Source organism: Eisenbergiella massiliensis (assembly GCF_003435485.1).
Genome location: NZ_QVLV01000014.1, coordinates 72,915 through 91,312, shown reverse-complemented (window position 1 = coordinate 91,312; position 18,398 = coordinate 72,915). Strand labels below are relative to the sequence as shown.

Genomic DNA, 18,398 nt, shown 5'->3' with positions numbered 1-18,398 from the left:
AATAATGAAGAATTGGAAAAAATGTCCGCTCTTTCTGCTTTTGCTTGTGAGCGGGCTGGTAATAACAGGAGCCGGGTACGCAGGTGAGCACAGTATCTATGCAGCCTACAGTAAGCCGGACGGGTGGATGACGCCGGGGCTGTCTCTGGTTTTTCAGGGATGGAAGGACGGCGTGTATCCGTGGGAGCTGTTCGGCAATAGCGATGCCAGCCAGACGATGGCGGAGGCGGGAACAGATACTGAGAACAGCGTTTTGCAGGAAACGCAAACCCTGGGAAATGTCCCGGACACGGCGGAAATGCCGGAACCTGAGGAAACACAGACTACACAGGCTTCAGATAATGGGTCAGGTCAGGCTGAGGGAAACGGTCAGGGCAGTGTATCGCAGAATTCGGTCAGCGGCAATTTCCTGGCGGGGGACGGACTGGTATCAGGCAATTCCGTACAGCCGATGTATGATAAGTTCGGAAAGCTGATCAATCAACCGGCTCCGGAGCAGATAAAGCAGGAAATTCCCATGCAGATACCGGACGGCGGAGGTGTATCCGAAAATCAGGTTCCGGCTGAAGGGGGAGGGGCTTCCCAGGCTGAGAACCCGGAAAATATGCCGGAGAACGGAGCACAGAGCCAGGAACAGCTGGCAGAGGGGCAGGAACAGCAGGGTGCTTCGGAAGAGAACACCAATAAAACATATGAATTCACTACGGTGAGCGAGGATTATTTTAATGACGCGCTGTTCATTGGGGATTCCAGAACGGTGGGATTGTGTGAATACGCAGGAATGCGGGATCGCGCTACCTTCTATGCGGCGACCTCGCTGACGATTTATAATGTATTTGAATCGCCCAAAAAGGTGGCCCAGCTGGACGACGGCACGAAGGTGACGATTGAAGAGGCGCTGTCACAGAAGCAGTTTAAGAAGATCTATATAATGCTGGGAATCAATGAGCTGGGAAGAGGGACAACGCAAAGCTTCTTTACCGTTTATGCCGACACCGTGAACCGGATACGCCAGCTGCAGCCGGAGGCCATTATTTTCGTACAGGGCATCATGCGTGTAAGCGGTGAAAAGAGCCGTACGGATAAGGTGTTCAACAATGCCGCTATTAATGAAAGGAACGAGGCGCTGGCAGCCATGGCCAACAATCAGGATATCTTCTATCTGGAAGTAAATGATGCGGTCTGCGATGCCAACGGCGACCTGGTGACGGAATATACCTTTGACCAGATACATTTGAAAGCGAAGTACTACCAGCTTTGGAAGAATTATCTGCTGGGACATGGTATTGTGCGGGATGAATAGAAGGAAAATTTGGTGGTTGACAAAATGTGCATGGTTATGTATAATTGTTGAAGTGCGAATGGGATTCGGCTTGACCGGATTCGTTGGGAGTCTACTATGTTAATCAATTTGACAGATGTCTTTACAGAAGAAGAAAAGTCTGTTACAAAAGAGGTTCCTCTGGAGCTGACAAGCATACGATTTCAGGGTGAGGATTTCAGGATTCTTGAGAAAACACCCGTCAGGCTTACTCTTGCCAACAATGGTCAGGGGAGAGCATTGATTGAAGCGGATGCAGAGGTGACTGTGGAGTTGAAATGTGACAGGTGCCTTCGTGAAGTAACAAGAGAATTTGCGGTTCACGCTTCTGTGGCTGCCGTATCGCCCGATGTGGCTAATGCGGAGGAACAGGATGAGGAAAGCGGATTCCTGGAAGGATATCAGCTGAATGTAGACAGCCTGATAAGCAATGAAATCATTACATGCTGGCCGATGAAAATTCTCTGTAAAGAGGACTGCAAAGGACTTTGCAGTGTCTGCGGGAAAGATTTGAATGAAGGGACATGCGATTGCGACACCTTTGTTCCGGACCCCAGAATGGCGGCAATTATGGATATCTTTCGTGAGAACAAGGAGGTGTAAGTAATGTCTATCTGTCCTAAGAATAAATCTTCTAAATCCAGAAGAGATAAGAGAAGAGCAAACTGGAAAATGAGCGCTCCGACACTGGTTAAGTGCAGCAAATGCGGCGCACTGATGATGCCTCACAGAGTTTGCAAGGCTTGTGGCTCTTACAACAAGAGAGAGATCGTTTCCGTAGAAAACTAATTGTTTTTCCGCTTGATTAAGCGGCAGGGAACACAGAACAGTCTATCATGGAAATCCATCGTATTTCAGTTTTGAAATAGATGGATTTCTTTTTTTACTATTTGCCGGTAAGAGAAAGAAGGGTTGGTTAACAGGCAGGAATCGTGTATAATAAAGTACGGGTGCGGATGATCAGGAATGGGCAATTGATAATGAAACACAATGATGACTGCGGCGGAGGGATGTAAGGGCGGCTGCAGGGACTGCGGGAAATGGAGGCGTAATTAATATGCGGAAAAAGAAGTTAACAGTTCTTATTTTTGTCAGTCTGGCGTTTTTGCTGACAGCGTGCGGCAGACAGGGAAGCGGGAAAGAGACTGCGGCGGAGGAACCGTTGAAAATAGAGACAGAAGCCGGAAATACCCGGAAGGAAGAAACGCAAACACCGGCAGACGGAACAGAAAAACCGGCGCTCGGAACGGATATGCAGGAGCAGGAGGGAAAAGTACCGGAAACGGATGCGGGTGACGATGAAGTGAAAGGCCGCTTTGAAATATTCGAGGTAACACAGGATGGACTGCTGGCCTGTGGAATGGACAATGCCTATCCGGGGCTTTGCCGCATCGGGCACGGAAATATCCTGGAAAACCAGGACGGTGAAACGATAGGGCTGTCTGAGCTGGTTCCGGGAATGATAGTGGAGCTGACCTGGAATGGAGGTGTGGAGGAAAGCTATCCGGCGCAGTTTACTTATTCCGCTCTGAAGCTCACCGGGGAGTCGGGGAACCCGGAATTTTTGCTTTATCTGCAGCTGCTTCAGGATTTGGCGAAGACAGATCCGGGACTGAATGAAGGTATTACGGAAAGCTATTTTGATTTTACGTCAGTTGCCTCTTTAAGCGAAGGGGAGAAAGAAGGGCTGGCTTATCTGGGAGGCACGTATTTCGGCGGATTCGGTTCTCAGTCCACACAGGAGGAACTGGCGGCGCAGGGGATCCTTGATCGGGAAAAGGGAATAGAAAACGGGATTCTTGTAACGATAGAGGAGCTTTCCAACCAAAATGGAAAAGTGACCTGCAATGCGGAAAAATACAGAAGCGGAACCGGCGCTTATTATTTTCATGATGTGACTGCGGAATATAAGAACGGGAAATGGAAATATGAGATTGGTGCGGAAATGATAAGCTGAATGATGGCGCCGGGCTTTTATGGTCTGTCCGCTGTGTTGGCTGTAGGTATGGTGTAAGTGACATATGGTTTCATAAAAAGAGTGGCTGCCAGGCGAAATATAAAACCGGCAGCCACTCTTTTTCGTTTCGATAATTTCAGGGTTTAGGACTGTTTTTCTGCAGCGGTATTCTGATAATGACTTCAGTACCGTTGTCCGCCTCACTGTTTATTATCAGGCCCAGATTATCTCCGTAGGAAAGCTTCAGCCTCTCGTTTACGTTTTTTATCCCGATATGCGTTGTTTCACAGGCGAAAAGCCCCTGCATTTTATCGGGGGGAATGCCGCAGCCATTATCGCTTACCCGGATAAAGCATATTCCTTTTTCCTCTGACAGGGCGATAATAAGCCTTCTGGGCTGTCTGCGGCTGCTGCGCAGGCCATGCTCGATGGCATTTTCAACAATGGGCTGCAGTATCAGGCAGGGAATAGGCAGCTCCAGAAGAGCTTCCTCCAGCTGATATTCCACAAGGAAGGAATGGCTCGTAAGAATCAGCTGAATTGAAATATACGCCTTTATGTTCTCCAGTTCATTCCGTATGGTGGTAGTATCCTGCCCTTTATTCAGGGAAGTCCGGTAAAAAAGTGTCAGAAGCTGCACTGTTTCACTGATTTCGGTTTGCTCCGCTATAATAGCCCGTGCGCTTATCAATGAAAGCGTATTGTAAAGAAAATGCGGGTTAATCTGAGCGCGCAGGGCGTTCAGCTGATATTCCTTTGCTTTCAGCTTCTGTACATAAGCTTCATCAATAAGAGAACGTATCCTTTTCAGCATGGAATTAAAGGTGTGAATCAGCTTTCCGATTTCATCATTCCGGTTGGGGATAATCAGCAGCTCATGCTTCTCGATGTCTGCCAGGGATATTTTGCTTATCACCCCGGTCAGCTGTCTGAGGGGGGAAAGGATAGAGTTAACGGTAAAAAAGGTGAGCAGGAAAAGTATGGTGAAACAGAGGGCTATCAAAAAGAATGAGGTAAAGATTGTCCGTTCCACCGTCCCTTTCACATTGCTGATAGGACTGTAATAGTAAATAGTCCATCCGGCCGATTCTACAGGCGCTGAAAGAAAAATATAGCGGCTGCCGTATTCCTCCACGGTTTTTTCATAATCCGTCAGCAGCTCCTGTGCATTCACAGGAAAGTCATCCCCGGGGAAGGAATGGTACTGATAAATCAGGGAATTGTTTTTTCCGGCGATAACAAGACCATAGGCGTCCTGGCTGATGGAATTGGTGCAGGCGAAAAAATTCTTATAATCCGTTTCCAGATACAGATAATTATCAAATGGATAGGAGGGTATCTTGGGAAGCATACGTATGGATGCCAGGCTGGGGCTCTCCTTTGTGCCGGTTACTATCCAGCTGGGAGTATGGATATCCTTTATTTCCGGAAACCAGGGTTCTGTTTCCAGATCTGACAGACTGTTTACCAGATTTTTGTGGGGGAAAATCCCACAGGAGGAATAAAGCAGGATATCGGTAACCTCCGGAATCAGGCATTTATAAATGTATAGCTCCGGTTTTATGATATTGCTGTAGGCAGTATACATTTTGAAATAATCTTTCCCGTAATCCACATTGATTGCGCTTATAATATCGTCATTATTATAGATTACATTTGAAAGATTAATGGTGTCATTTATCTGGGCATCCAATTGGGAGATGCTTTGATTGAGCGCATTGCTCAGCATGGATTGTTCATGGGAAAACAGCTGCTTCCCCAGGGCGGCCTTCAATACTATCAGAAGAAGGAAAAGCGCCGAAAAGGAAGCGATGATATAGATGCAGATGAGCTTTGTCTTAAGCTTCATATCACGTATATATCGGAAAAACAGGTCTAAAGTTCTCATAATGATTTCCCTCCGGAAAACTGGTTGTGCTGCTGACGGTATTTTTCAGGGCTGATTCCGAAATGCTCCGTAAAGGAACGGATAAAGTAGGCACAGTTCTGGTAACCGACAGAGGCGCTGATGGCTGTGATTTTCTGCTGTGTGGTTTCCAGCTGGCGGCAGGCCTGATTGAGCCGGAAGGTCTTTATGTAGCGGTTCAGGTTCATTCCCGTTTCTTTCTTGAAAATCCGCGACAGATAATCAGGATGGAGATAAGAAATTTCTGCCAGTGCCTCCAGGCTTAAATTCTCCTGATAATGAGTGGAGATATATTCGCAGACAAACCGTACCTTTCCGTTTGCAGAGTCCAGGTTTTTAATTTCCTGTTTATTTTCAGAAGGTTCCGGGGGCGTATCGGAGAGAGACAGTTCCATGGCCTGTACCGTCGGCAGAAGCTGTTCCGGAGCAGGCATGGAAGAAGAAGTTCCGCGAAATGGCAGATGGTACATATTCTTAAGCCGTTCCACAAATTTATCTGCCCTTTTCTTTGCATTGCCGCATTCTTCATCCGCCGGGATTGAAAAATCCACAGCAAGCAGAAGAAATTGGGAATCAATGGGAATACATCGGGCGGGATAATTAAAAAACTGGCTGGCAAGCTGGCAGATTTCAGCCTTCAGGTTAAAGAGGGAGCTGAGGCTTCCGGACTCGGCTGTCAGTAACAGCAGTTCCCCTTTATCAGGCATCAGGCTGCGGATCTCCCTGGGCAGCATTCCGTCTTTTCCGCTCCGCAGGGCGCCGCGGAGCAGCTGCTGGGTAATTTGATCCCGGCTGTAGGCAAGCTGAAGGTGGTCAGCCTGCCTTTTTTGTTTCTCTTTTTCCAGTTTATCAGCAATTCTTAAAATAATCTGTGTAAATTCCTGTGGCTGAATCGGCTTGAGAAGATATTCCTCCACTCCGAGGGAAATAGCGGTTTTTGCATAGGAAAAATCCTGATACCCGCTGCTTATAATAATTTTTAAATAAGGATTGACAGCGAGCGCTTTTGCCGACAGGGCCAGCCCGTCCATAAAGGGCATGCGGATGTCCGTTATCAGAAGCTCCACGGGGGACTGCTGTATGTAATGAAGCGCTTCTTCGCCGTCTGAGGCAACGGCTGGCTCCAGGGGAAGGGCATATTTTTTAATCAGATATAAGATGACATCGAGTTCCGCAATGGAATCATCGGCGATTAGTGTGGGAATCATTTCTGGCCTCCTGCTGCATTGATTTAATGGGGTTTTTGACAGGACCGGGCGGATATTGCATCCAGTCACTGGCATATATAAAAAATACACTACGAATAAGTGTATCATAAAAGAAAGTGATACACAATTCAACATTTGTACGGCTGTAAAATGCCGGTGCTTGGGTGAAGTGTACAAGAAATTAAAATGAATGTCGGATTTTTATTATATACGCATCATGAAAATAAAAATATAATATTAATATAAATTAACTGGTGTGCACAAGTTAATAAAATTGAGATAGAAAAGGAGTATTACAGGTTATGAGAAGAAAGTTTTCAAAGGGATTATCCATCGTACTTGCACTTACCATGGCAGGTTCCCTGATGGCATGTGCAGGAGCGGATGACAACACAGCATCTTCTGCAGCAACGCAGCAGGCAGAATCAAAGGGGGAAGGTACAGAGGCGGCTGCCGCATCGGAAGAAGCGGATCCTTATGGCCCGGTGGCGGAGAAAATTACGCTTCATGTGGGAAGAAGTGAAGATACCGGAGCTACTTATCTGGATGGACAAGATTCCTCCAATAACTATCTTGTAAATCATATCAGTGAAAAGCTGGGTATAACGTTTGAGTATGATTTTTCCGTTCCCAGCGATACCTATGAAACAAAGGTCAGCATGGCGATTACCTCCGGTGAAATTCCGGATGTTATGGTGGTGAACGAATCACAGCTTCGCCAGCTTGTGGCCGCAGGCGCCATAGAGGATATGTCGGATGCTTATAACAAATATGCTTCCGATAACCTGAAGGCAGCTTATGATACCACAAAAGGAATCAGCTTTGCCAGTGCTACCTTTGACGGGAAATTAATGGGCATGCCCAGCATCAGCCCTGGGGCGGACGGAATTCCGATGCTTTTCGTGCGCGGCGACTGGATGGAGGAATTAAATCTGGAGGAGCCTAAAACAGTAGAAGACATTGTTAACATTGTGGAAAAATTTAAGGCTGAAAAGGGTACGACCAACGGTCTGATAGTGTCCTCCAAGATTGTAAGCAAGGGAGGCAGCAATACATATGGAATAGACGCTCTGTTCGCCCGCTACAATTCCTACCCGAAGCATTTCATTACGGGTGCGGACGGCAAGATCGTTTATGGATCCAATACCGCTGAAACTAAAACTGCTCTGGAAGAAATCAGAAAGCTGGTGGAGTCAGGTGTGATTGATTCTTCCTTTGTAGTAAGAGACAGCAGTACCTGTGAAGAATTGATTACCAGCGGACAGTCCGGAATTTTCTTTGGCGCATGGTGGAATATGAACTGGCCGTTGAATGGTATGCTTTCTGACGATCCTTCCATCTTCTGGAATTGCTATCTTGCACCTCTTGCAGATGATGGAAAATATAATACTGCAATGATTTCTCCTTCCGCAAACTATCTTGTTGTAAAAGCAGGTTCTTCCGAAGCTGTAAAGGAAGCGGCGATCAAAACAATGAATTATCAGTTTGATATCGACCAGGATCAGGGTGTGAGCCTGAAAGCAGATCCTACAGATCCTTACAGCTGGACAACAATGCCTTTTTCCATTCTTCTCTCCAGATATGATGATAAAGAAGGTAAGGCTCTGGCAGCATTGGAAGTAATAAACGGTAAAAAAGATGTTTCTGAGTTATCCGGTGAAGCTTTGCAGTGGTATGAATCTTATCAGGCGGCAACGAAAGATGTAAAATCAGCATCGGAAGCCAATAATCTGTTTGGATGGTCTTATGTCCGTTCGGCAGGCCTTCTGGGACAGGAAGTGGGCAATATGAACCAGATTTTTGACGCTTCTTATTCGAGAACGGAGACAATGGACAGTAAATGGGCAACTCTGGAAAAATTAGAAGATGAGACCTTTTTAAAGATATTAAATGGAGAGGCATCCATTGATTCCTTTGATGAATATGTTGAACAGTGGAACGCCCTGGGCGGCAGTGACATTCTTGCAGAACTGGAAGCTTTGAAACAGTAAAAAGAATCAATCTGTTGAGATACCTGTTATGGAAGGGAGAATCCTTGTGATTCCCCCTTCTTGCAAGGTAGCGTTTTTTGCGGCAAAAGTAGAAATTTCTCTGTGGAAAATAAAACAGGAGTGTATGATCACATGAAGAAAGTTGAAAAGAAAAGGAAAATAACCTTAAAAAATACATGGCCGCTTCATCTGATGCTTCTTCCCGGGGTATTGGTGTTGTTTACCTACACGATACTTCCTTTTTTCGGAAATATTATGGCCTTTGAAAATTTTCAGCCGGTACTTGGTTTTTTTAAATCAAAATGGGTCGGCTTGGATAATTTCAGATATATGTTTATGCTTCCGGACACCTTTAAGATATTCAGAAATACCCTTGTCATTGCTGTGGGGAAAATTGTTTTCAATCTGGTTATGTCCGTCTTTTTTGCAGTTCTGCTGTATGAAATGTCAGGAAAAAGATTTAAAAAGACGGTTCAGACCATCTGCTTCCTGCCACATTTTCTTTCCTGGGTTATTCTTGCCATGATTTTCAGGGATATTCTTGACGGAAGCGGAATCATTAACATGGCGCTGATGAAGCTGGGAATTATTGATGAAGCAATCGTTTTTCTGGGAAACAACAAACTGTTTCAGGGGATTATTGTAGGAACGGATGTATGGAAGGAATTCGGTTACGGAGCCATTATTTTTATTGCTGCGCTGGCAGGAATTAATCAGGAGCTGTATGAAGCGGCTTCCATCGACGGGGCCAGCCGGCTGCAGAAAATATGGAATATTACGCTGCCCGGTATTAAAGTAACAGTGGTCCTTGTGGCTACGCTAAATATTGCCAATGTGCTGAATGCCGGCTTTGATCAGATATATAACCTGTATTCTCCTATTGTCTATGATACGGGAGACATTATAGATACCTATGTTTACCGGATGAGCTTCGAGAGCGCACAGTATTCGCTGGCAACGGCAATCGGGCTGATGAAGTCGGTAGTCAGTTTCCTGCTGATTGTAACTTCCAATTATCTGGCGCGCAAGTTTGCGAATTACCGCATTTTTTAGGAGGATAGAGTATGCTGAAATATAAAACGCTGGAAAACAGAATATTTGATTTTGTGGTAACTCTGATTCTCATTATCCTTGGACTGCTGTGTTTTCTGCCTCTGCTTCATGTGCTGGCCTTGTCATTGAGCAGCAAAAATGCGGCCGTGGCAGGAAGGGTAAGCTTCTGGCCGGTGGAATTCACTCTGGCTTCTTATGAATATCTGCTGAATGATTCCCGATTTTTTCAGGCCTTCTGGATTTCCGTGAAAAGGGTTATTCTAGGCGGCGGCCTGAACCTGATCTGCACCGTGTTGATGGCTTATCCGCTGTCTTTGGAAAAGGATGAGTTCCCTTCCAGAGACCGCTACATGTGGTTCACCATTTTCTGTATGCTTTTTGGGGCGAGCCTGGTTCCCTGGTATTTTGTGATTAAAGGCACCGGACTGCTGAACAGTATCTGGGCGCTGGTAATTCCCTCCGCAGTGCCGGTTTATAATGTTATCCTGCTGATGAATTTTTTCAGGAACCAGCCGAAGGCCATCAAAGAATCTGCGAAAATCGATGGAATTAACCAGATACAGATGATGTCTTTAATCTGCGTCCCGCTGGCCAAGCCCGCTATCGCAACGGTTACTCTGTTCAGCATTGTGGGGCACTGGAACAATTTCTTTGACGGCATGCTGCTTATCAATACGCCGTCTAAGGTTCCGTTGCAGACATATATACAGTCCCTGGTAATTAATATGTCCGACACCTCAAAGCTGTCAACGGAGCAGCTCATAAATATGATGTCGCAAAGAACCTTCAATTCTGCTAAAATAGTGATAGCGACGGTGCCCATATTAATTATATATCCTTTTATGCAGAAGTATTTTGTGACGGGTATTACGTTGGGTTCCGTGAAAGAATGAGCATAAGGAGAATACGGCAGTGGAAAAAGATTTACTTAAGGCGGATTTTACAAATCCTGTACTAAAGGGCGAATATGCGGATCCGGATTTGGTGTGTTTTGATGGCGTATGGTATCTGTATCCCACAACGGACGGATTTGAAAACTGGTCGGGGACACAGTTTTATGTGTTTTCATCTGAGGATGGAATAAGCTTTCATAACGAGGGATTGATTCTTGACGTGGCATCAGAACAGGTGCCATGGGCATCAGGCAGTGCCTGGGCGCCCTGTATTGCGCGAAAGAACGGAAAATATTATTTTTATTACTGTGCCAAGGATAAAAGCGGCAGTTCCTGCATCGGTGTAGCAGTTGCCGAACATCCTGCCGGGCCTTTTCAGGCACAGCATCAGCCGCTTCTGACAATGGAAATGATGAAAAAGTACGGAATTTCCATGGGGCAGACGATTGATCCATCCATTTATCAGGAGGACGGGGATACCTGGCTTTTGTTTGGGAACGGAAATCCGGCTATTGTGAAGCTGCAGGATAACATGACATCGATTTGTGTTGAGACACTGAGGAATCTGGAAGGCGCGTTTGATTTCAGAGAAGCCATTACTGTTCTGAAACGACAGGGTATTTATCATTTCACCTGGTCCTGCGACGATACGGGAAGTGAGAATTATCATGTAAACTATGGAACCTCCGAATCTCTTACGGGCCCGATAACTTACCGTTATGCAATTTTGGAAAAGGATCCGGAAAGAGACATACTGGGAACCGGACACCATAGCATTTCCGCCGTGCCCGGAGAGGACACTTATCGAATTGCCTATCATCGTTTTGCTACGCCGTTGGCTAAGTACGATAAGGGGAAAGGGTTTCACAGGGAAACCTGTATCGCTGATTTACGGTTTGGAGCTGACGGATTGATGGAGAAGGTGGAAATGAAAAATTAGTGCGGCCGGTATGCTGCGAAACAAAAACAAATAATATGTAATTTCACACAAGCCCCGGCCTGTTTTCAGGCCGGGGCTTGTGTCATTGAAATGCGGCGGGCTTGTGCCCACTCTGCCCTCCGGCGGACAATTCGCTTGATTTTTACAGGCATGTCTAGTATATTTATATAGGATACTCAAATTCCGCAGGTGGGCTTTGCGGTTTGCCTTTTATACGGCTGCAGCGCCGTAGCAGCAGGAACGGACAGAGCCTGGCTGCGAGGTTTGAGCGGATTACGCAGTGCGGCATGGGAGAAAAATAAATTTATATTCCCATTCAGTGTGTGCTTTGATGCACAGGGAGAGTGGGGATGAAAGCTCCCATACTCAGAATCAGCGGCGACAGGGAGGAAGCAAGATGGCAGATTATGTAAAGGTGGCAGTGGATGCCATGGGCGGTGACAATGCGCCTGCAGAAATAGTCAAGGGCGCGGTGGAAGCGATCCAGGCGGAAAAGAAGATAAAAGTGTTCCTGGTGGGGAAAGAGGAACAGGTAAAGGCGGAGCTTGCCAAATATACCTATCCCCAGGAGCAGGTGGAGGTCGTGAATGCGACGGAGGTAATTGCCATGGCGGAGCCTCCTGTGGCGGCCATCCGCAGCAAGAAGGATTCCTCGATTGTAAAGGGTCTCTATATGGTAAGGGAAGGAAAATGCGATGCCTTTGTGTCCGCGGGAAGTACGGGAGCCGTACTGGCAGGCGGACAGGTTATCGTGGGACGCAGCAAGGGTGTGGAACGCCCGCCGCTGGCGCCGCTCATTCCTACGGAAAAGGGAGCCTCCCTTCTCATTGACTGCGGGGCCAATGTGGATGCCAGGCCTTCCCAGCTGGTGCAGTTTGCAAAAATGGGTTCCATTTATATGGAAAATGTCATGGGAATTAAGAAGCCCAGGGTGGGCATCGTCAATATCGGCGCGGAAGAGGAAAAGGGAAACGCGCTGGTAAAGGAAACCTTCCCGCTGCTGAAGGAATGCAGCGATATCAATTTTATCGGCAGCATAGAAGCGAGGGATATCCCGGCAGGTGCGGCTGACGTGGTAGTCTGCGAGGCATTTGTGGGAAACGTGGTCCTGAAGCTGTATGAAGGCGTGGGGGCTACATTAATCAGTAAAGTCAAGTCCGGCATGATGGTGAATCTGCGAAGCAAGATAGGGGCGCTGCTTGTAAAGCCCGCGCTGAAGCAGACGCTGAAGGCCTTTGACCTGGAGCAGTACGGCGGGGCGCCGCTGCTTGGCCTGAAGGGATTGGTGGTTAAGACACACGGAAGCTCCAAAGCCGTGGAAATCAAAAACACAATTCTGCAGTGCTTAACCTTTAAGGAACAGGATATTAACGGGAAGATCCAGAAAGTGATTTCCGGAGCGGCTGAGTAAGTAAGAAAGGACGAAAGATATGGAACTTGACAAGCTGAGAACTATCATAGCGGAAGTGTTATGCGTGGATCCCAAGGAAATTACAGAAGAGACCACCTTTGTTGACGATCTGTGTGCGGATTCTCTGGATGTGTTCCAGATCGTGATGGGCATTGAGGAAGAATTCGGTATCGAAATCGCACCGGCCGATGCGGAAAAAATCAGCACGGTAGGCGAAGCGGTCGAGCTGATCAGAAATACAAGATAGAGGACGGCAGAGGGAAAACGACTCCCGTCAGGGCATGGAAACAGTTGCCGATGAATCTAATAATCGTATAAGAAAAGCCCGTGGCAGGGAAACCTGGAGGGCTTTTTGATATGCAGAAAGGACCGGATAAGTGTGAAATATACATTGGAAGAGCTTGAAAAAAGGATCGGGTACACCTTCCGTGACAAAAAGCTGCTGAGGCAGGCTTTGACCCACAGTTCCTTTGCCAATGAGCAGAAGATAAACAAACTGGAAGATTATGAACGGCTGGAATTTTTGGGGGATGCGGTGCTGGAGCTGGTATCCAGTGATTTCCTGTTCCATGAGAACCCCCAGATGCCTGAAGGCAAGCTGACGAAGCTGCGTTCTTCCATGGTCTGTGAACCGGCGCTGGCGTACTGTGCCCGTGATTTGGAGCTGGGGCAGTATATGCTGCTGGGCAAGGGAGAAGAAGCTACCGGAGGCAGAGGACGGGATTCCATTACCTCGGACGTTATGGAAGCGGTAATCGGAGCCATGTATCTGGACGGAGGTTTTCAGGCGGCGCATGATTTTATTCACCGGTTTGTGCTTTCTGATCTGGAGAATAAAATCCTTTTTTATGACAGTAAGACCGTGCTTCAGGAGATGATACAGACTATGCCGGAGGCCGTATTTGAATATGTGCTTACCGGGGAGGAAGGGCCGGATCATGACAAGGAATTTCTGGTAGACGCCGTGCTTGACGGAAAGCTTATCGGGAAGGGAAAGGGCCGCACCAAGAAAGCGGCGGAACAGCAGGCGGCCTATGAAGCGATCCTGGCGCTTCGGAAGAATAAGGAATAAGGATTAAACTAATGTACTTAAAAAGTATTGAGATACACGGATTCAAATCCTTTGCCAACAAAATAACCTTTCAGTTCCACAATGGAATCACCGGAATCGTAGGACCCAATGGAAGCGGGAAAAGCAATGTGGCCGATGCCGTCCGCTGGGTGCTGGGCGAGCAGCGGGTGAAGCAGCTGCGCGGCGCTTCCATGCAGGACGTCATTTTTTCCGGCACGGAGCAAAGAAAGCCCATGGGCTACGCCTATGTGGCCATCACCCTGGACAACAGGGATCACCAGCTGGCAATTGATTATGATGAGGTGACGGTGGCCAGGCGCATTTACCGTTCGGGGGAAAGCGAATATCTGATGAACGGTTCGCCGGTCAGGCTGAAGGATGTGAATGAGCTTTTTTACGATACGGGTATCGGCAAGGAAGGCTACTCCATCATCGGCCAGGGCCAGATTGACAAAATCCTGAGCGGAAAGCCGGAGGAAAGAAGAGAACTTTTTGACGAAGCTGCAGGAATCGTTAAGTTCAAGCGCAGGAAAGCCGCCGCCCAGAAGAAGCTGGAGGATGAAAAACAGAATCTGCTGCGCGTCAGCGATATTCTTTCAGAGCTGGAAAAGCAGGTGGAGCCGCTGGAAAAGCAGGCGGAAAAAGCAAAGGTCTACCTGAAGAAAAAAGAAGATTTGAAGAATCTGGATGTCAATGTGTTTCTCCTGGAAAATGACCGTCTGCGTGGGCAGCTGGCCGGAGTTGGTGAAAAATACGAAATAGCCTCCCGGGATCTGCAGGAAACCACGGAGAAATATGAACATATCAAAGAGGAATACGATCAAATCCAGACGGAAATCGAAGAACTGGATAAGCGCATTGAACAGGCCCGTTCCCAGCTGAACGACACCGGCATGCTGAGGGGAAAGCTGGAAGGGGAAATCAACGTCCTGAAAGAGCAGATCAATTCCGCCAGAGGAAATGAAAAGCATCTGCAAAACCGTAAGGAAACCCTGCAGCGTGAAATTGATGCAAAGAGCGGGGACAAAGCGGCAATCCTTACAGAAAAGGGCAAGATAGACGCCCATTTGAAGGAGGTAGAGCTTGCAAGGCAGGAGGCTAAGGCCAGGCTGTCCGAAGTACAGGCCAGGATTGATGAGCTGAATACGGAAATAGAAAACGGTAAAAATACGATTATTACCGAGCTGAATGAACGCGCTACCATCAAATCCCGTATGGGACGTTTTGATACCATGCTGGAGCAGATCCAGATCCGCAGGGCAGAGCTGAATTCCCGGCTGCTGCGGGCAAAATCGGATGAAGCCTGGCAGGAGGAAAACATTAAAAGGCTGGAGGAGGAATTCCTTCAGATTAATGAAAATATATCGGCCCTCAACGATAAGCAGACATTGCTGGAGGAAGAGCTGAACCAGATACGGGATGAGCTGTCGGGGAAGGATCAGAAGCTGCGGGATACCCAGGTGCTTTACCATCAGGATAAATCCCGGCTGGACGCCCTGTCGAATCTCACGGAGCGTTATGAAGGCTATGGTGGCAGCGTAAAGCGTGTCATGGAGCAGAAGGAAAACAGCCCGGGGATTATAGGCGTTGTTGCCGATCTGATCAAGGTGGACAAAAAATATGAGGTGGCCATTGAAACGGCCCTGGGCGGTAGCATCCAGAACATTGTGACGGAAAATGAAGAAACCGCCAAGGAAATGATCGCCTTTCTGAAACAGAACAAAGCCGGCCGCGCCACGTTCCTGCCCCTGACCAGCATCAGTAACAGGCAGGAATTCCAGAGAAAAGAGGTATTGCAGGAAGCCGGTGTCCTGGGTCTTGCGGACTCCCTGGTGACGACGCAGGAGCGCTACCGCGATGTTGCGGCCTCCCTTCTGGGAAGAATCGTTGTGGTTGACAACGTGGACAATGCGGTCAGGATTGCAAGAAAATACAAATACAGCCTGCGGATGGTGACGCTGGAGGGCGAGCTTTTTAATCCCGGCGGTTCCATCAGCGGCGGTGCCTATAAGAACAGCAGCAATCTGCTGGGACGCCGCAGGGAAATGGAGGAGCTTGGGAAAAAGGTCAGGGAAACCCTGATGGCTATTGACAGGCTGCTGGATTCCATTGAACAGACAAAAAAGCGGAGAAACCAGCTGCGCATGGATCTGGAACAGGTAAAGGCCTCCCTTCAGGAGGAATTTATCCATCAGAATACGGCGCGGATGAATGTGGCGGCCGCCAGAGAGAAAAAAGAACAGACGGAACAGGGATATGGAGATCTGCAGACCGAGCAGAAGGAAATCGCCGCCCAGATAGAAGAGATAAAAAACGGAAAAGATGAAATCCTCAGACAGCTGGAAGCCTCCGAAATGCTGGAAAAGGATGTGGATGCCAGAATCGGCGAGGCGCAGAAGCTGCTGGAGGGGCAAAGGGGCGAGGAAAGCCTTCACAGCTCCCGTGTGGCCGAATGGGATCTGGAAGTGGAAAAAATCAGGCAGAAGCAGGGCTTTGAACAGACCAACCTGGATCGTATTGAAGGCGAAATCAGCCGGTTTGCCGCTGAGCTGGAAGAAATCCTGGAGGGAATGGAAACAAACCTTGTGAATATCACCCGGAGGGAAGAGGATATCCGCCGGCTGCAGCAGACCATAGCGGATTCCCTGAGCACCCAGACCGACGGCGAAGAGAAGCTGAAGGCCGACATGGAAAGAAAAGAAGCCTTAAGCGGACGGCAGAAAAACTTTTTTGCGGACAGGGAAAGCCTGTCGGACAGGCTGTCAGGGCTGGATAAGGAAGTATACCGGCTGAACGCCCAGCGTGAAAAGCTGGAGGAGGCTGTGGAAGCCCAGATCAACTACATGTGGGATGAGTATGAAATTACCTTGAGCAGCGCTGCAGCGCTTAAAAAGGAAGGCCTGCAGGATCTGGCAGGCATGAAAAAGGAAATCGCTTCCCTGAAGGAGCAGATAAGAAAGCTGGGGGATGTAAACGTAAACGCCATCGAGGATTATAAAAACCTGATGGAACGTTATAACTTCCTGAAAACCCAGCATGATGATCTGGTGCAGGCGGAGGAAGCCCTGAAAAAGATTATCCTGGAGCTGGATGAAGCGATGCGCAGGCAGTTTAAGGAAAAATTCGCCCAGATCGGCCAGGAGTTCGACAAAGTGTTCAAAGAGCTTTTCGGCGGCGGAAAGGGAACCCTGGAGCTGATGGAGGATGAGGATATTCTGGAAGCGGGAATCCGAATCATCGCCCAGCCGCCGGGAAAGAAGCTGCAGAATATGATGCAGCTTTCCGGCGGTGAAAAAGCACTGACTGCGATTTCCCTCCTGTTTGCTATTCAGAACCTGAAGCCTTCGCCGTTCTGCCTGCTGGATGAAATCGAGGCGGCGCTGGACGACAGCAACGTAGGCCGGTTCGCCAATTATTTACATAAGCTGACGAAGTCCACGCAGTTTATTGTTATTACACACCGAAGAGGAACCATGGAAAAGGCCGACAGGCTCTATGGTATCACCATGCAGGAAAAGGGTGTTTCCACGCTGGTAAGCGTAAGCCTGATAGACAGGGATTTGGAAAACTAATCGTAACAGCAGGATGGTTTGAGATGCTGCGGCTAATCAGTAGGAGGTAGCTATGAGCGAAGAAAAGAAGGGCTTTTTTGCCCGGCTGAAAGAGGGCCTGAATAAAACAAGAAATAATATTGTGCATGGAATCGACTCCGTATTCAGCGGCTTTTCGGCGATTGACGATGAATTTTATGAAGAACTGGAAGAAATCCTGATTATGGGGGATATCGGCGTAAATGCCACCTCCAATATTCTGGATCGCCTGAAGCAGCAGGTGAAGGAACAGCATATCAAGGAGCCCTCCGCCTGCAAGCAGCTGCTCATCGACAGCATAAAGGAGCAGATGCAGGTAGGGGAAACCGCCTATGACTTTGAAAAGAAGCAGTCGGTGATTCTGGTAATCGGCGTAAACGGCGTGGGAAAGACTACCTCTGTGGGCAAGCTGGCGGGCATGCTCAAGGAAGAGGGCAGGAAGGTGCTGATTGCCGCAGCGGATACTTTCCGCGCCGCCGCAGGGGAACAGCTTGCGGGCTGGGCCAACCGGGCGGGCGTTGATATGATCGGCGGGGCGGAAGGCTCGGATCCCGCCAGCGTGGTCTTTGATGCGGTGAATGCAGCAAAGGCCAGGCATGTGGATGTGCTTCTGTGCGATACCGCCGGAAGGCTTCATAATAAAAAGAACCTGATGGAAGAGCTGAAGAAAATGAACCGGATCATAGACCGGGAATTTCCGGATGCCCATCGGGAAAACCTGGTGGTCCTGGATGGAACCACAGGGCAGAACGCCCTTGCACAGGCCAGGGAATTCGGCGAGGTAGCCGACCTGACCGGTATTATCCTTACAAAGATGGACGGTACGGCGAAAGGCGGGATTGCGGTGGCAATCCAGTCGGAGCTGAATGTGCCGGTGAAATATATCGGCGTGGGAGAGGATATGGAAGACCTGCAGAAATTCGATCCGGAGCAGTTTGTCAATGCTCTGTTTGATGTAAAGACGGAAGAAGAATAAAAAGGCAGGGCATGTCTGGAAGAAAACCAATGCCTCCGGACTGAATTGTACGCGCCAAAGTGCGCAGATGGGAGTAAACA

General features: G+C 48.2%; 15 protein-coding genes. 13 read left to right on the top strand and 2 right to left on the bottom strand.

What is annotated here, in order from left to right; all coding sequences use genetic code 11:
• Positions 1–4: 4 nt before the first annotated feature.
• From DXC51_RS18725 to DXC51_RS18710, 4 genes are all read left to right on the top strand, one after another.
• On the top strand, positions 5–1,303 hold the full coding sequence (locus tag DXC51_RS18725; protein ID WP_117545161.1) for a GDSL-type esterase/lipase family protein: 1,299 nt from the start codon (positions 5–7) through the stop codon (positions 1,301–1,303).
• Between the two features lie 96 nt (positions 1,304–1,399).
• Positions 1,400–1,924 (top strand): YceD family protein, encoded by a 525-nt coding sequence (locus tag DXC51_RS18720; RefSeq protein WP_025490199.1) that lies wholly within the window; start codon positions 1,400–1,402, stop codon positions 1,922–1,924.
• A gap of 3 nt (positions 1,925–1,927) precedes the next feature.
• Complete coding sequence (gene rpmF / locus DXC51_RS18715) at positions 1,928–2,110, top strand: 50S ribosomal protein L32 (protein WP_081745460.1); 183 nt, start codon at positions 1,928–1,930, stop codon at positions 2,108–2,110.
• Positions 2,111–2,378: 268 nt separating this feature from the next.
• A complete protein-coding gene (locus DXC51_RS18710; RefSeq protein WP_117545160.1) occupies positions 2,379–3,278 on the top strand; it encodes a hypothetical protein in 900 nt (299 codons plus the stop codon).
• Positions 3,279–3,414: 136 nt separating this feature from the next.
• Here the strand turns inward: DXC51_RS18710 and DXC51_RS18705 are convergent, their stop codons facing one another.
• Both DXC51_RS18705 and DXC51_RS18700 read right to left on the bottom strand, forming a co-directional pair.
• Positions 3,415–5,166: a sensor histidine kinase gene (locus DXC51_RS18705; RefSeq protein ID WP_117545159.1), complete on the bottom strand. Its 1,752-nt coding sequence runs from the start codon at positions 5,164–5,166 to the stop codon at positions 3,415–3,417.
• Positions 5,163–6,392 carry a response regulator transcription factor gene (locus DXC51_RS18700; RefSeq protein WP_181970138.1) on the bottom strand — a complete coding sequence of 410 codons (1,230 nt, stop codon included), beginning with the start codon at positions 6,390–6,392 and terminating at the stop codon, positions 5,163–5,165. Before DXC51_RS18700 ends, DXC51_RS18705 begins: the two co-directional genes overlap by 4 nt.
• A gap of 302 nt (positions 6,393–6,694) precedes the next feature.
• Between DXC51_RS18700 and DXC51_RS18695 the strand changes: the two genes are divergently transcribed.
• From DXC51_RS18695 to ftsY, 9 genes are all read left to right on the top strand, one after another.
• Positions 6,695–8,383: an extracellular solute-binding protein gene (locus DXC51_RS18695; RefSeq protein WP_117545157.1), complete on the top strand. Its 1,689-nt coding sequence runs from the start codon at positions 6,695–6,697 to the stop codon at positions 8,381–8,383.
• A gap of 132 nt (positions 8,384–8,515) precedes the next feature.
• Positions 8,516–9,436: an ABC transporter permease gene (locus DXC51_RS18690; protein WP_117545156.1), complete on the top strand. Its 921-nt coding sequence runs from the start codon at positions 8,516–8,518 to the stop codon at positions 9,434–9,436.
• An 11-nt stretch (positions 9,437–9,447) separates the two neighbouring features.
• The gene (locus DXC51_RS18685; protein WP_117545155.1) at positions 9,448–10,329 is read left to right on the top strand and encodes a carbohydrate ABC transporter permease; all 882 of its coding nucleotides are present in this window, start codon (positions 9,448–9,450) and stop codon (positions 10,327–10,329) included.
• A gap of 19 nt (positions 10,330–10,348) precedes the next feature.
• Positions 10,349–11,269, top strand: coding sequence for a family 43 glycosylhydrolase (locus tag DXC51_RS18680; protein ID WP_117545154.1), 921 nt, complete (start codon positions 10,349–10,351; stop codon positions 11,267–11,269).
• A 397-nt stretch (positions 11,270–11,666) separates the two neighbouring features.
• Positions 11,667–12,680, top strand: coding sequence for a phosphate acyltransferase PlsX (gene plsX / locus DXC51_RS18675; protein WP_025490194.1), 1,014 nt, complete (start codon positions 11,667–11,669; stop codon positions 12,678–12,680).
• A 19-nt stretch (positions 12,681–12,699) separates the two neighbouring features.
• Positions 12,700–12,927: an acyl carrier protein gene (acpP, locus tag DXC51_RS18670; protein WP_021637236.1), complete on the top strand. Its 228-nt coding sequence runs from the start codon at positions 12,700–12,702 to the stop codon at positions 12,925–12,927.
• Positions 12,928–13,032: 105 nt separating this feature from the next.
• Positions 13,033–13,752 carry a ribonuclease III gene (gene rnc / locus DXC51_RS18665; protein WP_330413854.1) on the top strand — a complete coding sequence of 240 codons (720 nt, stop codon included), beginning with the start codon at positions 13,033–13,035 and terminating at the stop codon, positions 13,750–13,752.
• Between the two features lie 11 nt (positions 13,753–13,763).
• Positions 13,764–17,324, top strand: coding sequence for a chromosome segregation protein SMC (gene smc / locus DXC51_RS18660; RefSeq protein WP_117545153.1), 3,561 nt, complete (start codon positions 13,764–13,766; stop codon positions 17,322–17,324).
• Positions 17,325–17,376: 52 nt separating this feature from the next.
• On the top strand, positions 17,377–18,318 hold the full coding sequence (gene ftsY, locus DXC51_RS18655) for a signal recognition particle-docking protein FtsY (RefSeq protein ID WP_021637240.1): 942 nt from the start codon (positions 17,377–17,379) through the stop codon (positions 18,316–18,318).
• Positions 18,319–18,398 lie beyond the last annotated feature (80 nt).